Source organism: Pontibacter sp. LHS2 (assembly GCF_058932845.1).
The window spans coordinates 1651565-1667597 of record NZ_JBZYWG010000001.1 but is presented as its reverse complement, the minus strand read 5'-3'; the positions used below and the strand labels follow the sequence as shown (position 1 = coordinate 1667597).

Below are 16033 nucleotides of genomic sequence, written 5' to 3'. Positions count from 1 at the left end.
ATGTACACACGGGAACAAGCGTCAAAACTTAAGCAGGCATTCTGGACAGCTTTCGGGCAGTACATGTCCCCAGTCCTTTCCGCGGAAGGTATGCCCACCAACTGGATCAACTATAAGACAGGCTTGAAGAACGTATACTTCCGCATGCAGGCTGACAAAAAGCAAGCTTCCATTGCCATTGAGATGGTACAGCCGGACTCTGAAATCCAGCAAATGTTCTTTGAGCAGTTTGAAGCCATGAAGGAGCTCCTGCACGATACTCTAGGAGAGGAGTGGAACTGGGATCTGCACACGGTAGACGAATACGGAAAAGTGATTAGCCGCATCTACACAGAACTAAAAGGAGTGAGTGTTTTTAACCAGGATGACTGGCCGGCGCTTATTTCATTTTTCAAACCCCGCATTATCGCCCTGGATGCCTTCTGGAGCGATGCCAAATACAGTTTTGACGAGCTGCGATAGGGATAGCCCTAGCGCATGCGGGCCTGCCGCTTCAAAGGATCGAGCAAATACTCCAGTCCATTGATCTTGATCTCATAGAGCGTCGCCAGTAACATGCCGAGCTTGCCAGGTGGAAAGCCCTCACGGGCAAACCACTCCAGGTATGAGACAGGCAAATAACAAAGCACCGTGTCCTTGTATTTGCCGAAGGGCATTTTCATTCGGACCAGCTCTGTGAGCATGGAGGAGTCAGGTTGCATAGACTTCGTAGTTTTCCTAAAGATAAGGTTTAGATCGCAGGCATAAAAAAGCCTTCCATAATGGAAGGCTTTAATCCAGTATTTCGCTCACATGCTTGCGGATGTTGTGACAAATTTGATCAACGGGTAAATCGTTGGGGTCTGTGCCGAAAGGATTCTCTATCTCTTCAGCAATCAGCTCCAAACTGGCCAAGGCATACAGGATCAGAATAACGACCGGTATGACATAGTAACCCAGGCTGAACACCCAGCCGAAAGGCAGTGTCATCACATAAAAGAAAATAAACTTCTTAATGAACACGCTATAAGTAAAAGGTATAGGCGTGTTCTTGATGCGCTCGCAAGCTCCACAGTGATCGGTCAGCGCTTTTATGTCTTCGTTGAGCACCAGCATCTGGGCAGTCTCAATTTTGCCCTCTGTGTACATGGCATTTAGGCGTTTGTATAGGCCAGTTGCCACTTGGTTAGGCAGGTGCTTCTCTTTCTTGAGATCAAGCACTGGATCCAATTCTCGGAAGTCCTCGTTTTCGCGTAAGAGGCATTTGAGGGCGAAGGCATAGTTCGGGATCATGAGTCGGAAGAAGCGTCGGTCTTCTTTGTCAGTGGAAATAGCCTGCAGCTTAATGGCCAGGTTGCGCGAACTGTTCGTGAGTCCTCCCCATATTTTGCGTCCTTCCCACCAGCGATCGTAAGCAGTGTTGGTGCGAAACACAAGGAGCAGCGAGATAACAAAACCCAATACCCCGTGCATCATGCCTACATTGCGGATGTACTGTGTTTCAGCAAGATTAAGAAAGTTGAGTTCCACATATGCCACCAGACCAGAGTAAGCTCCCACGGCCAGCATGAGGGGCATAAGTCTCCTGAAGGTATCAGCCTTCGAGAAACGGAAAATGAAAACGAACCAGTCTTTGGGGTTGTAGTTGATCATAAAAAAGAAATCCGCTTAGCCCGTCCCTAAGTGAGCGGGCGGGCTAAGCGGGGTTCAGCTCGGCTAAAAGTTGAGCCTAAAGATAAATACAAATTTTTTTAATGTGCAAGCACTGCATCTAAAAATAAGTATATTAATTTATCTATGTTTTTGATTGTCAGTTGTATATACTTCAGTTGGGTAATGCCATACCTGCATGTTAGTAAATAATATACCTGTCAGCACAATTTGAGCAATACCTTTGTTCTCTTACTATGGAATACTTTGTAAAGCAAGATAGTGTGGTGCGTGAGATCTGGGGAAAGGGCGACACGATCCTGTTCATTTTCGCAGGCGCCTCAGCCGAATTTGCGCTCAACAAGGCAGTGGACTGGCTCTACTTCACCGGACGGCTACCCGCTGATCCGTTGGGACGCTTGTTCTCCACGGTAGGCTATGCCCGGCAAATTGTGTTTTCCAGTATGGAAGGGGCGCACAAGGCAATCGACACAATGGCAAAGATCCATGCCGGGGTAGAGTCTAAGCGGGGCATGGCGATACCTGACTGGGCTTACCGGGATGTGCTTTTCATGCTGATCGATTATTCTATCCGTTCGTTTGAGCTGCTGGAACGGCCTTTAACTGAAGCAGAAAAGGAAAATGTGTTCGAGGTGTTCTGGCGGGTTGGTTCCCGGATGGGACTGCAGGGTTTGCCCGAGAATTATCAAACCTGGCTGCCCATGCGACAACAGCACTTAGCGGAAAACCTGGCGGCTAGTCACTTCACTACTGACCTGTACAAGCAGTATCGCAAGCACCTGGGCCCCATCAGGTATAGGTTGTTGCTGGAAGGGCAGAAACTAATCGTTCCGACTCTGGTGCGGGGGCAATTAGGCCTTACTAGTTTTTCCCTGTTGCGCCCGGTGTTGGCCGCTTACAAACTGAGCAGGTTCTTTAAGGCCGAGTGGCTGCTTAAATCTGTTATTCTGCCGTCTGCCTACAAAAAGGAAATTAAAGCGCTTGATAACGCACCGGCCTGGTAGTCACGTTAGCAGGTAAAGTAGAGGACTGGATAACAGAAGGTTTTTAGTTTGTGAATTATGTTAAATTGTGCTGGCTATACCTTGTTCAGAAAATCCTGAATCTCTGTTACCGTTTGCCGGGCGCTGCGACCTACGCCAATAAGGGTGGCTGAAGCGAAGCCTGTCCAGTTGCCGTATCCTACTAACCAGAGTCCTGGCTGTTGCGCGACCTGCGTGCCTTTTACTTCTATGCGACCTTTATTATCAGCTACCAGTTGCAGACAGGAGAGGTGGTCCAGCGCATATCGGAAACCTGTGCACCAGATCACGGCATCGATCGGCTCCTTTTTTCCATTCGCCCAAATGACACCATCTTTGTAAAAGCTTTTAAAAGGCCTCACTGTTTTAAGTACGCCACGGTCCCGGGCTTCTTTTACCGGCGGCACCATCACAATGCTGCCCAGGCTATACCTGGACGGATCAAGCGCTTCACCTTTCTGCATGGCGTAGTACTTAGCTGATGCCTGGTCGAACAGGACACGGCCATCCACATCATCGGGCAGATAGGTCACTTCTTTTAAAGTCACCCAGGTAGTATCCGCTACTTTAGAAACCTCGGCCAGGATCTGAGCACCTGAATTGCCGCCACCCACTACAAGTACCCGTTTCCCGGCAAAGCCATCCGGGTTTTTATAGGCAGCGGAGTGCATTTGCTGGCCTTCAAACTTATCTGCATCCGGATAGTCAGGTATAAAGGGCTTGCGGAACGAACCTGTTGCACTGATGACGGTGCGGGTACGGTAAGTTTTATCAGCACTTTTAATCTCAAAAACATCTTCCCGAAAACAGACGTCCTGCACCTGCACCGGCCGCTCGACGGGCACTTTATACCTGTGTTCGTACTGCGTCAGATAGGAAACTACTTCAGCACGGGAAGGAAACTCGCCTTTGCTCTCAGGCATAAGCCAGCCTGGCAAACTACTGAAAGCGGCAGGGGAGAAGAGCGTGAGCGAATCCCAGTAATTGCGCCACGAAGCGCCTGGTGCCGGCTGATCGTCGAGTAAGATATAATGGAGCTTCGCACGGTTCAGGTAGTAGGCGCAGGCCAGGGCGCTCTGCCCACCGCCGATTACGATGGTGTCATAGATCGTCTGCATGTCAGGTAAGCTGTTTGTGTGGGAAAGATACGGTATTTAAGCTTTTTATGTCATTTCGAGCAAAGCGAGAAATCTGGAGTGGTGCTAGGTTTTAATTTAATTCAGAACTCTTCTTTCGTCGGGATGACAGATGGGGCTGATTATTTTGACCTTAAATTGTTGCTTGTATACCGGAGAGAAGTAAATGGCATGATGCATGAAGTACGATTAAGGTATACCAGGTATAGCCCATGTATTACAACATAGCCTATACCTAAAACAAAAAGCCCCGACCAGGGCCGGGGCTTTTTGCTATGACTAGGGGTAGCTTACTTCTGCGCGCTTCCCTGTGCTTCAATATCCTTAAGCAACTCTTTTACGGCTGCCTCCAGTTGCTGGTCCTTGCCTTTGCTCACCAGCTCGTATTCGTTCATCACTTTCACGTCCGGCTCGGTCTGTAGGTTCTCCAGGTACTGGCCTTGGATGTCCTTCACGCCCAGTGGTGGTACACCCCAGCGCACGCTACCGTTCTGCAGCATTTCCCAGCCGGCGAAGGTACAGGTACCCGGTACCGGCATCCCTACCAGCTTGCCCAGTTTCAGGTCGATGTAGCTGAAGGCGAAGCAGTGGCCGTCGCTGTAGTTGGCTTCGTTGGCCAGTGCGATGCTTGGCTTGGTCCAGCGGAAAGACGGCTCGAAACCGGCAGAGCGGGTATCCGTGGTGTAGTCCAGGAACTTTTTGCCGCTCAGGAACATGGCCAAGTCGGCTACCAGGTCACCGCCGCCGTTGTTACGGGTGTCTACTACCATGCCTTTACGGTTGGCGTATTTGCCCATCACTTCTTCATACACGGTGCGGTAGCTCGGGTCGTTCATGCCCGGTATGTGCACATAGCCCAGTTGACCGTTGCTCAAACGATCCACTTCATCCGCATTACGACGCACCCAGCGCTTGTAAAGTAGCGTATTCTCTTCACCCTGTGAGATCGGCTTCACGGTAATGTCCCTTCTGTTTTTGCCGTTGGCATCCGTCACCGTGAGCAAGGTGTTTTTACCAGCCTTGCGGTTCAGGAACTGCGCCAGGTCTTTGTCTGGGGTAATGGTTTCACCATCGATTTTCTCGATGATCATGCCTGCCTTCAGGTTCAGTCCGGCCTTGTTCAGCGGTCCACCCACGATCACTTCGTCCAGCTTGATGCCGTTGCCGGTATAAGTCTGGTCGTAGAAAATACCCAGCGAAGCAGTAGCGTCGCCATTCGGATCGTTTTTGCTGTAGCTCGAGCCGGAGTGTGACACGTTGAGTTCGCCTAGCAGTTCGCTCAACATCTCAGAAAACTCGTGGTCGTTGCTGATGTGCGGCAGATAGGCTTCGTAATCGGCCTTCAGCTCGTCCCATTTAGCGCCGTGGTAACCGGCGGTGTAGAAGGTCTGCTTGGTGCGGCGCCATACGTGTTCAAACATGAAGGCACGCTCAGCGGCTACATCCAGGTTCATCTCACCGTCTATCTTCACCGTCTCCTGCTTGCTGTTGCTTGGGTCGAGCTTCACGATCTTTCCATCCGACTCCAGGAAGATATTTTTCTGCTCTTTGTCCCATACCATACGGGCACGATTCGCGTTCAGGGTTACCAGCATTTTGGTTTCCTTGGAGCGCAGGCTCGTCGACCACAGGTTGAAGCCTTTCTCAAACTTGGCCAGGTAGTAAAGCGTCTCACCGTCTTTGGATACCAGGGCATCCGACAAACTGGATGAATGCAGCGTCAGTTTTGCCTTGCGGTAGTTGATGCCTTCCCAGTCGATCTGCAGGTCTTCTTTTTTGGCAGTCTCTTCTTTCTTGGCTTTCTTCTTATTTTTCTCCTGCTCTTTTTCCTTCTCCTTTTCTTTGGCTGCTTTCTCTTCCTGCTCCTTCAGCAGTGCGTAATCCTCTTTGCTAAGTCTATACTTATCGAAGGCATCCTGGGTGAAGAACAGGGCATACACGTCGGCCTGTGCGCCGCCGCTGTTGGCCTGGGCACGCATACCGTCGCGGGTGCTGTTCCAGATCATCATTTTGCCGCCCATCATCCACTTCGGAGCGAAGTCGCTGTAGCCGCTTTCGGTCAGGTTAACCTTCTTGCCTTTGCCGTCTGCCGCAATAATACCTACCTCACCATTAGCGAAGCCCGGCTCAGAGTACTCAAACAATAGCCACTTGCCATCCGGACTCCAGGTAAAGTACTGGTCGTTGTCGCGCATGGAGAACAGCTCGTTCGTGTTCAGAATGGTGCGTACCTGCTTGCTGGCCAGGTTGAGCACTTTCAGGGTCATGCGGTTTTCCAGGAAAGCGACTTCTTTGCCATCCGGCGAATACTGCGGATCGTAATTTTCCTTGTCGTTTTCGATCAGGGCCGTTTCCTTCAATAGGGTAGAAGCATAGAAATAAGGCTCCTCCGAACGTACGATATCTGTCTTGTAGATCTTCCAGCTTTTGCCGCGCTCGCTGGCGTAGAGTAACGACTTGCCATCCGGCGAGAAGCTCACACTGCGCTCCTGCTCCGGCGTGTTGGTAATGCGCTTGGTCACCGAACCTTCGACAGCACTCACAAACACTTCACCGCGATAAATGAAAGCTACTTCCTTGCCATTAGGCGACACGGCCAGGTCACGAATGCCGTCGCCCACAGAAAGAATGTTTTCATTATTGCTTTTCGCGTCGGTGGCAATGCGGATGTTTACTTTCTGCGCCTGTCCGTTTGCCTTCTTGGTATAGAGTTCGCCATTCTGGCTGAAGCTGAGCGTGCCGTCGTTGGCGGCAGTCAGGAAGCGCACCGGGTGCTTCTCGAAGTTAGTGACCTGCTCTGGCTTAACAGGACCTTGCGCTGCCATCTTATACACATTGAACGTGCCGCTGGCTTCGCTCAGGTAGTAAATGGTTTTGTCGTTGTCAGCAAAAACCGGGTTGCGGTCTTCGCCTTCGTAGGTGGTCAGTTTAGTATGCTTGCCGCTTTTGGTGTCGTATACCCAGATGTCGCGGGCCACAGACGATACGTGGTGCTTGCGCCAGGTATTTTCGCCGCCTTTTTTGTCCTGGTAAAGCATTTTGCTGCCATCGCGGCTCAGTTTCACTTCTTCGGCTGGCGTGGTGAGTACCTGTGTTACGCGGCCTCCGGAAACTGCCACCTGGTACAGCTCCGGCTGTGATGCGGTTGGGAACTGGCGGTTGCTGGCCGCATCCAGACGGTTAGAACCAAAGTAGATGGTCTTGTTGTCAGCGCTGAACTCATACGGGAATTCGTTGGCCGAATGGTGCGTTACGCGCTGGGCCGTTCCGCCCGTGGCCGGCATCACGAAGATGTCGAAGTTGCCGTAACGGTCGCTGGCGAAAGCGATCGACTTACCGTCGTGGCTCCACACCGGCATAAAATCATGCGCCTCGTGCAGGGTAAGCGGTATAGCATTGCCGCCTGCCGCCGGAACAGTATAGAGGTCGCCTTTGTACGTGAAAACAATGGTCTTGCCATCAGGGGAGATAGCCGGGTAACGCAACCAGGAGGGTGCGTCCTGCGCAGCAACTGACAGCGCCGATCCAGTGGCGAGCAGTGCTGCTAGAGCAAATTTTTTGATCATAGGGTTCGGATTGAAAGCCCTAATTTAAGGAAGATGTGGGGAATTTTTAGTGTTTGGACAAAACTGTTTTGGCTTTGAGACAAGTCGAGTTTGATTGCTTCAGTTATTCTGAGATAAACCACTCTCACCCCTCAGGCATACGCTTGTAAGCTTTGAACTTGAGTTCTCGTTTCTTCAAGGAGAAAAACTTCTGCCGCTTACACTTAATGCGACTGCATGACCAAAGCCAGCACGCAAAAGGCAACGATAACCCATAAAGTAGGGGAGATGCTTCTTGTCTGGCCGGTTGCAACTTTTAGTACGGCCCAACTCAGGAAGCCCCAGATGATGCCCTGGGAGATAGAGTAGGTGAAAGGGATCAGGACCATCGCCAGGAAAGCAGGTATAGCCTCGTCCATTTTCAGCCAGTTGACTTTCACGATGGGGCGCACCATAAAAGCACCTACCAGCACCAGAGCAGGTGCCGTCGCGATGGCCGGAATCATAGAGAGCAATGGAGCCAGAAACAGGAAGGGCAAAAATAATAGACCACCCACGACAGCTGTCAAGCCCGTGCGACCACCCGCCTCTATACCTACCGCCGACTCAATGTACGCCGTACCCGGACTGGAGCCCACGAGCCCGGCCAGTGTAGTGGAAACCGCATCGGCCGTGAGCGATCGCTTGATGTTTCGGGGTTCCCCATGCTCGTCTGTCAGGTTTGCGGCTTCCGCCAATCCTACAAAAGTGGAAAGGCTATCAAACAGATCCGTGAACACGAAAGCGAAAATAACCGGGAACACCGCAAACTGCAGCGAGTTGACCAGGTCGAGCTGAAGGATCAGGCTGAAGTCAGGTGCCGATACAAGTCCCTGCCAACTGACGATGGGGTCAACGTCCGTTCCCCACCAGCGCCCCAATGGATATGCCGCCAGGGTAGTGAATAAAATGCCCAGTAGTATAGCGCCGGTCACGTTGCGCGTGATCAGGATTGCCATCAGAAACAGGCCTGCTAAAAAGGTGAGGACAGAAGGCGTAAGTGCTCCCAGGCCAACAGTCGTAGCCGGGTTTGAGACAATAAAACCGGCATTAGCAAATCCGATCAAGGTGATGAACAAGCCAATGCCAGCTGCGATAGCGTAGCGCAAAGGACGAGGTATAGCTTTGACTATAAGCGTGCGCACATTGAACACCGAGAGTAGCAAGAAAATGATGCCGGACCAGAACACGGCGCCCAATGCGACCTGCCACGAAATGCCCATGCCCATCACAGCCGAAAAAGTAAAGAAGGCATTCAGTCCCATACCTGGCGCCACGATGATCGGATTGCGTGCATAAACCCCCATCATCACACTGCTGAAAACTGATACCAACACCGTGGCCGTCAGCACGCCCGAAAAAGGCATACCCGCCTGGCTTAGGATAGAAGGGTTGACGACGATGATATAGGCTGTTGCCAGGAACGAGGTGAAACCGGCGAGGATCTCTGTCCGAATGGTTGTGTTATTCTTTTTCAGTTCAAAGTATGACTCCATGCTCGGACGTGGGTTAGCAAGGTATGACAGTTTAATATTAGGCAATTTATACGGAGATATCTTAACAAAATGTTAAAGTCCGGCCTTGCACCCACATTTTTCTTGCTTTAAAGCAACCCTCTAGCTATCGCCTTTCTCTTTTGCTTACACTTCCTGCATAGAGTGTGTCCGAATTCAAAACAGGAGTGTCCATTATGGGACACTAAGTAGGAACTTAAAATCAATTATTTAAAATTAAGTTATTGAATATCAGTTGTTTAAGTGAATGGCACACTATTAGAATAAGCAAAACCAAACTATGAAAAAATAATTACAAAGCGCACATGGAAAATTCTCTATCTCACCAGTCTCAACGCAATAGTAAGGTGCTCTTACTGCTGTCGTTTTTTCTCTTTTTTTTCACTTCTGTTTCGGCCCAGCAAGCTACCATCACGGGCAAGGTGCTGGAAACAGCTGACAAACCGATGGGCTATGCCAACGTGCTCCTGCTCCATGCAGCAGATTCCTCCCTCGTGAAGGGGACGCTCTCCGATGAAAGCGGTACTTTCCTGTTCGAAGGTATAGCCGTTGGCAGGTATAAGGTCGTTGCCAGCATGGTTGGATTTGGCAGGTCGAAGGCCATGGAAGCAAATGTAAGCTCTGAGTCAGAAGCATTGAAACTGAATCCGATCCTGATGAGCCAGTCTGCAACAGCGCTGAAGGAGGTCGTGATCGAAGCACAGAAACCGCTGATCGAGCAGCACCTTGACAAAACGGTGCTGAATGTAGAAAACAGCATTGTGTCGGCTGGTAACACGGCCCTGGAAGTGCTGGAGAAGGCACCGGGCGTGGTGATCGACCAGAATGATAACATCAGCATGCGTGGGCGTCAGGGTGTGATCGTAATGGTGGACGGAAAGCAGGTACCAATGTCGGGTGCTGAACTAGCGAACATGCTGCGCGGCATGTCAGCCAGCAGCGTAGAGAAAATCGAGCTGATCACCAACCCATCGGCAAAGTATGATGCAGCGGGCAACTCGGGGATCATCGACATCCGCCTGAAGCGTGACAAGAGCCTGGGCACCAACGGAACATTTAACGCTTCATATGGTCAGGGTCGCTTTGCCAAGTCGAACCAGGGGGTGCAGCTGAACCACCGCACCAAGAAGTTCAACCTCTTCGGCAGCTACAACTATGTGCTGCGCAAAGACTTCAATGACCTGGATATTTACCGCCGCTTCCTGGACGAGAACGGCAGCTTCATCGGCGCTTATGACCAGCAGAACAGGTTTGACTTTACGCTGAACAACCACACGGGCAGGGTAGGGGTTGATTACTTTCTGTCACCAAAAACGGTGCTGGGTGTAATAGCCAGTGGCTTCGTATCGGACTTGGACCGCGGAACAAACAACCGCTCCAGTGTGATCAACGCAGCCGGCGTGGCAGAGTCATCTTTCATCACCACTGCCGACGTGGAGCATGGCCGCCGCAACCAGGCCTATAATTTCAACCTGAAGCACACGATCGACAGCGTAGGTCGTGAGATCACCGCCGATGTGGACTACATTGCATACCGCAACACCGATGAGCAGAACTTCATCACCAATTATTATAACCTGAGCAACGAGCAGATCCGTGACCCCTACCTGCTGTACGGTACCCTGGACGGAGAGCTTACGATCAAATCGGCTCGCGCCGATTACCGTCAGCCACTGACTGCGATAGGCGGCAATTTTGAGGCTGGTTTGAAGAGCAGCCTGGTGACGGCCGATAACAACCTGGCCTTTTTTGACCGAAGCAATGGCGGCAATGTGCCGGATACCGATAAGAGCAACCACTTCCTGTATGACGAGAATATCAACGCGGCTTACGTGAATGCAAATAAAAAATGGGCGAAAGCAGGTTTGCAGCTAGGGCTCCGTCTCGAAAATACGATTGCCAAAGGGAGGCAGGTAGTTGGAGAGGACGGTTTTAAGCGCAACTATACCCAGCTGTTTCCGAGCGCAGCGGTTAACTATAGCCTGAGCAAGAAGCATGACCTGGGAATGTCTGTGAGTCGCCGCATCAACCGGCCTTCTTACAACCAGCTCAATCCGTTCAAGAACTTTCTGGACCCAAGCACATACTCAGCGGGTAATCCTTCCCTGAAACCAGAGCTTTCGTACTCATTCGAACTGACCCATACCTTTGATCAGCGTTTCATTACCAAGCTCAGTTACAGCCACACCACCGATGTGATGGTGAACGTGCTCTCGCCTGACCCGAATGCAGAGAAGCTGGTGGTGCAGACCTTCCGCAACCTGGCCACGCTCGACTACTACGGCCTGACCTTGACAGCGCCCTTCTCGATCGGTAACTGGTTCAACAGCGTGAACAACGGTACCTTCTACTATGGTCATTACAAAGGTTTTTTGGCTGAAACAGACCTGAGCAACGGTCGTCCGACTTTCAACCTCAACTCCAACAACACCTTCAAACTGCCGAATAACTGGTCTGCCGAACTGGTGGGCGTTTACCGCAGCCGCGAAGTGTATGGCTTCCTGGAAGTAGACCCGATCTGGTTTATGTCGGCGGGTGTGCAGAAGCAGTTCTGGGATAGAAAGGCCAGTGTGAAGCTCAACGTGTCGGACATATTCTTTACCAACAAAGCCAATGGCTACACCGCTTTGGCCCGCTATGAAGAGAACTTCTACCAGCGCCGCGACACACAGGTAGCCACCTTGAGCTTTAATTACCGCTTCGGCCAGGCACAGTCTGGTCCGTCCCGCCGCCGCACCGGCAGTGCCGAAGAAGAAACAAGAAGAGCAAACTAAGAAATAGTAAATAGTTTAAAGACTGGTTTTTGTTAATTGTTAAACCGCCCGGGCCTTGTCCGGGCGGTTTTGCTTTAGGTGCGTATACCTGGGTTATACCTGCTGTACCATGTCCCAGACTGCCTATTTCAAGTTTTACGGCTCTTTGAATGATTTTTTGCGGCCCATGAAGCGCCATATCAGCTTCCCCTATACCTATGCAGAACACCAGACCTTGAAAGATATGATCGAGGCCATCGGTGTGCCGCATGTAGAGGTGGGGGAGGTGCTGGTGAATGGAACAAAAGTAGATCTTAGCCAGCGCCTTGCGCCGGCTGATCGCGTGGAGGTTTTCTCTTTTGAAGGAAGGGAAGAAGAGCTACTGGCAGGTATAGGAGAGCGACGTTTCGTGCTGGATGTACATTTAGGCTCGCTGGCCCGATCGCTGCGCATGCTGGGCTTCGACACGGTATACGAACAGCACCTGCAGGACCCGGAACTGTTGCGGCTGTCCTGCGAAGAGCAACGCATCTTACTCACGCGGGATGTAAATCTGCTTAAGAACAAAGCTATAACTGAAGGCTATTGGTTGCGCTCACAACAAACCGAAGAGCAACTTCAAGAGGTGATCCATAGGTATAGATTAGGCGACCAGCTCAGGCCATTTACCCGCTGCATGATCTGTAATGGTAACATTGCGCCTGTCAATAAACAGGAAGTACTGGAGCAGCTGCCACCTAAAACGAAACAGTACTTTGATGAGTTTTACCAGTGCCAGCAATGCAAACAGGTATACTGGAAAGGCTCCCACTTTGAGCGGATGCTGAAATTGGTGAAAAAGATTAGGAACACTGCCAGCTAGTTTTTTGGTTGATGTTTCCTGTATACCTGTTTCCGGAAAGTGAAATGGGTAATGAAGAATCTAAAAATTTAATATGGAAAGGTAGTATCAATATTTTACCTTTGCTTTTCTGACGTGGGCAGACACACAACTCACAGACTACGATAATTTGTATAGCTTCCGTACCTATATCGCTTTTGCTTTTCTGATGCTATTCGCTCGCGTGATGGTGCCAGACGAGATGGTATTGGCTATGCACTTTCACGATCACACGGAGCACGCGCTTCCTGATGCAGATCACAAAGTAGACACGAAACACCAGCACTGCCAGGTTGACGAGCTCTACAATTCAGATTTCTCTTCCCCGGAGTTTTCCTTTGAGTTGATCAAGTATACGGCTGAGGTCTGCTATTTGCAGCCTTATAGCTTTGCCTGGAAGTTTACCTATCCCAATAATACCTATCTCCGGGGACCTCCCGTAGCATAGCCTTTTCTTAAGAATTATTTGGTGCAAAGGCTTGAGAGCCTTGCTTTTTGGCTGGTTTCTATATGCTTCCTTGTAAGAGGACTGCATGGCTGTATGTTATTAGCTGATGCATGAAGGCTTAATTTGTTTTGGCTTTTTCGCATTCGCTTTTGAGCTGTAACACCAGTATTCTTCTCCAGGATAAGCACCTGATCAATTCTTTACTTATCAGTTTCGATGTGGCTGAGTTTTGGCTGCGGCAATTGGGTCGTAGTTCTAAACACACTAGAACTATAGGCGCCTTGCAGCGCCTATAGTTACAGGCAAAGCTATACCTGAGTGTTGTTAACCTACAGGTATAGCCGCCGCATCCGATCCAGTAGAAAAGGCTCCCCAGCTGCTTACTCATCCTAAGTTTTCATCTTCAGGAATTATTGTATTCATCATTCCAAAATGAAGTGCCTATTTCTTTACCTGAGTGCCAGGTATAAGCCCTCTATTTCTAACAGATCAAAAAACTCAATCATACTCACTTTATGAAAAAATACCAATTCGTCTTGATCCTGGTATTACTCCTTGCACACGTTGCAGGTATGGCACAAAACCCCGGAAGTATTTCCGGAAATGTGCGCACACAGGAAGGAAACCCGGTAGAAGGCGTTTCCATACTCCTGACACAGGGTAATCATGCTGCCATGTCTGGGGTTGCTGGGGGTTATACCTTACAACACCTTCCATTGGGCAGCCACACGGTAATAGTCAGAGGATTGGGTTACAAAGAAGAAAGACGTGAGGTCGTGCTTTCAGCTGACGCCCCTGCGCTGATTTTGAACTTCACCCTGACTACCTCCACAAACGCTTTACAGGAAGTTGAGGTGCTGGGTCGCAAGGAGACATCCTATAAAAGCGAATACAGCTTTATCGGTACCAAAACCGCCTCGCTGGTGATTGACGTGCCGCAGACCATCTCGACCGTGACAAAGGAACTGATGGAAGACCAGCAAGCTTATCGTCTGACGGATGTGGTGAAGAACATGGCCGGCGTGACGCTTTACTCACATTACGACGACATGACCGTGCGTGGCTTCCGCAACGGCTACGAGAGTGGCTTCCGTCTGCTGAATGGCATGCGCTCCGGGTATAGCTATGGTAACGGCTTTTTCCGGGTGCCGCTTACAGCTAACATCGAGCGTGTGGAGGTGCTGAAAGGGCCGGGCGCTGCTTTGTTTGGCGATGTGAACCCGGGTGGTACCATTAACATGGTGACCAAAAAGCCGCTCGACGAGGAGCGCAAAGCGGTGAGTTTTTCAGTGGGCAGCTTCAACACGGTGCGCACGGCGCTGGACTTTACAGGTCCGCTGAATGAGAACAAAACCATGCTCTACCGCCTCAATTTCAGCTACGAAGACACGGAGACCTTCCGCGACGTGATCGACAACAAAGCGGTGATCATTGCGCCGACTGTAACCTTCCTCCCAACCGACAAGACGACCATCAATGCCGAGGTGGTGTACAGCAACTTCAACGGCTATCTGGACCGTGGTCTGGTGGTGCGTGGTGGTGACCTGTTTGCCCTGCCTTTCTCGTTTGCGCTAAACCAGCCAAACGACCACTTCAAGGTAAACGACTTTTACCTGAATGCCTCCCTCAACCACAAGTTCACGGACTGGCTTTCTTTTAACGCCTCTTATCTGAAGTTTACTTATTCGGAGGATCTGAAGGAACACCGCACGCTGAACACCTATGCAGACGCACCGGCCAACACGATCATGAACCTGCGCTACTACGAGCGTATGGCGGAGGAGTATACCAACAGCTTTTCGGGCTATTTTGCCTTGAACGCCAATACCGGTAGCGTGAGCCATAAGATTGCGCTGGGTGCAGATTTCATTGAGTTTGATACGGACAAAAGCAGTACGATTTGGGAGGCACGACAGCAGTTGATGAACGGTCAGGTTGTGCCACTCACTTTGGATCTGAACAACCCGGTATATGAGTTGAAGGACGCAACCAAGTATATCCGCCGCCCGACGCCGCAATTCTTTATCGACTACATTAATGCGGTGTATAATACGACTGGCATTTATGTGCAGGACCAGATGGAGCTGACTGACAGGCTCAAAGTACTGGCAGGTTTGCGTTACGAAATGTTTCAGGATAAGCGCAACTATGGCGACGGACAAGAGCAGATCGTGCAGAACGTACTTTTGCCACGTCTGGGCGTGACCTACTCGCTACTCGACAACCTGAACTACTTTGCCAGCTATAGCCAGGGCTTCAAACCGCTGAAACCGGAGTTTATCAAGTTTCCGGAGCGCTACGGCAACGGCGAAACTTTCAAAAATGAAACCAGCTACCAGGTGGAAACCGGTCTGAAAGGAGAATTCTTCAACAAAGGCCTGTTTGCCACGCTGTCTTTTTACCAGATAGAAAAGCAGAACATGCTGGTGCCAACCGAACAGTTCACAGCTGACGGCAACCCGACCTACAAGCAAAACGGCAAAGCGCGTTCGCAGGGAGCGGAACTGGAACTGGCCGGTAACCTGAGCTCTACTATAAGCCTGAACTTCAATTATGCCTACAATCACACTGAAGTATTGCAGGCAAGTATAGCCGCCGAAAACGGCATGCCGCTGGCCAATGCACCGAAGCACAGCGCTGGTCTGTGGGCCAAGTATACCTTCGATCTGCCGGAGCTGCGCGGACTTGGTTTTGCAGTGGGCGGTCACCAGATGAGCAAGCGTCGCATGGAGAACCAGGCCAGCCGTGTAGGAACCGGCGAACTGTTCTGGGACTACTGGCCATCCTACGCGACCGTTGACGCAGCCTTGTTCTACAACATCAACAAGTTCAAGTTCAACCTGAACATGAACAACCTGCTCGACAAGAAATACTTTGTGGGCGGCTACGACTACTTCCGCGTGAGCCCGGGTGCGCCCCGCAATTTTATGGCGAGCATCGGGTACTCTTTTTGATTGAAGAAAGCATGCTCAGAAATTATTGTCACTCTGTTAAGATAGTTTTTGGAAATAGAGGGCCCCTTCCCCCTGAGGTTAAGCTTATGCTA

General features: G+C 50.7%; 11 protein-coding genes. 6 read left to right on the top strand and 5 right to left on the bottom strand.

Going from position 1 to position 16033, the window contains the following annotated elements:
• Nucleotides 1-63: 63 nt before the first annotated feature.
• A complete protein-coding gene (locus tag AC5FX6_RS07270) occupies nt 64-462 on the top strand; it encodes a DUF4268 domain-containing protein (RefSeq protein ID WP_493596362.1) in 399 nt (132 codons plus the stop codon).
• Nucleotides 463-470: 8 nt separating this feature from the next.
• Here the strand turns inward: AC5FX6_RS07270 and AC5FX6_RS07265 are convergent, their stop codons facing one another.
• Complete coding sequence (locus tag AC5FX6_RS07265; protein WP_493596361.1) at nt 471-701, bottom strand: DUF3820 family protein; 231 nt, start codon at nt 699-701, stop codon at nt 471-473.
• A gap of 70 nt (nt 702-771) precedes the next feature.
• The gene (locus AC5FX6_RS07260) at nt 772-1632 is read right to left on the bottom strand and encodes a bestrophin family protein (protein WP_493596360.1); all 861 of its coding nucleotides are present in this window, start codon (nt 1630-1632) and stop codon (nt 772-774) included.
• A 254-nt stretch (nt 1633-1886) separates the two neighbouring features.
• Here AC5FX6_RS07260 and AC5FX6_RS07255 point away from each other — a divergent pair, with 254 nt between their 5' ends.
• Nucleotides 1887-2654 (top strand): oxygenase MpaB family protein, encoded by a 768-nt coding sequence (locus tag AC5FX6_RS07255; RefSeq protein WP_493596359.1) that lies wholly within the window; start codon nt 1887-1889, stop codon nt 2652-2654.
• 74 nt (nt 2655-2728) lie between these two features.
• Here AC5FX6_RS07255 and AC5FX6_RS07250 read toward each other — a convergent pair whose 3' ends face one another.
• The 3 genes from AC5FX6_RS07250 to AC5FX6_RS07240 form a co-directional block, all read right to left on the bottom strand.
• Nucleotides 2729-3790, bottom strand: a complete 1062-nt coding sequence (locus AC5FX6_RS07250; RefSeq protein WP_493596358.1) for an ArsO family NAD(P)H-dependent flavin-containing monooxygenase — start codon at nt 3788-3790, stop codon at nt 2729-2731.
• A gap of 308 nt (nt 3791-4098) precedes the next feature.
• The gene (locus AC5FX6_RS07245) at nt 4099-7374 is read right to left on the bottom strand and encodes a S41 family peptidase (RefSeq protein ID WP_493596357.1); all 3276 of its coding nucleotides are present in this window, start codon (nt 7372-7374) and stop codon (nt 4099-4101) included.
• Nucleotides 7375-7577: 203 nt separating this feature from the next.
• Nucleotides 7578-8888 carry an NCS2 family permease gene (locus AC5FX6_RS07240; RefSeq protein ID WP_493596356.1) on the bottom strand — a complete coding sequence of 437 codons (1311 nt, stop codon included), beginning with the start codon at nt 8886-8888 and terminating at the stop codon, nt 7578-7580.
• A 323-nt stretch (nt 8889-9211) separates the two neighbouring features.
• Between AC5FX6_RS07240 and AC5FX6_RS07235 the strand changes: the two genes are divergently transcribed.
• The 4 genes from AC5FX6_RS07235 to AC5FX6_RS07220 all read left to right on the top strand — a co-directional run bounded on the left by AC5FX6_RS07235 (nt 9212) and on the right by AC5FX6_RS07220 (nt 15941).
• The gene (locus AC5FX6_RS07235) at nt 9212-11680 is read left to right on the top strand and encodes a TonB-dependent receptor (RefSeq protein ID WP_493596355.1); all 2469 of its coding nucleotides are present in this window, start codon (nt 9212-9214) and stop codon (nt 11678-11680) included.
• Nucleotides 11681-11789: 109 nt separating this feature from the next.
• The gene (locus AC5FX6_RS07230; RefSeq protein ID WP_493596354.1) at nt 11790-12521 is read left to right on the top strand and encodes a Mut7-C RNAse domain-containing protein; all 732 of its coding nucleotides are present in this window, start codon (nt 11790-11792) and stop codon (nt 12519-12521) included.
• A gap of 187 nt (nt 12522-12708) precedes the next feature.
• Nucleotides 12709-12987, top strand: a complete 279-nt coding sequence (locus AC5FX6_RS07225; protein WP_493596353.1) for a hypothetical protein — start codon at nt 12709-12711, stop codon at nt 12985-12987.
• A 515-nt stretch (nt 12988-13502) separates the two neighbouring features.
• The gene (locus tag AC5FX6_RS07220) at nt 13503-15941 is read left to right on the top strand and encodes a TonB-dependent siderophore receptor (RefSeq protein WP_493596352.1); all 2439 of its coding nucleotides are present in this window, start codon (nt 13503-13505) and stop codon (nt 15939-15941) included.
• Nucleotides 15942-16033 lie beyond the last annotated feature (92 nt).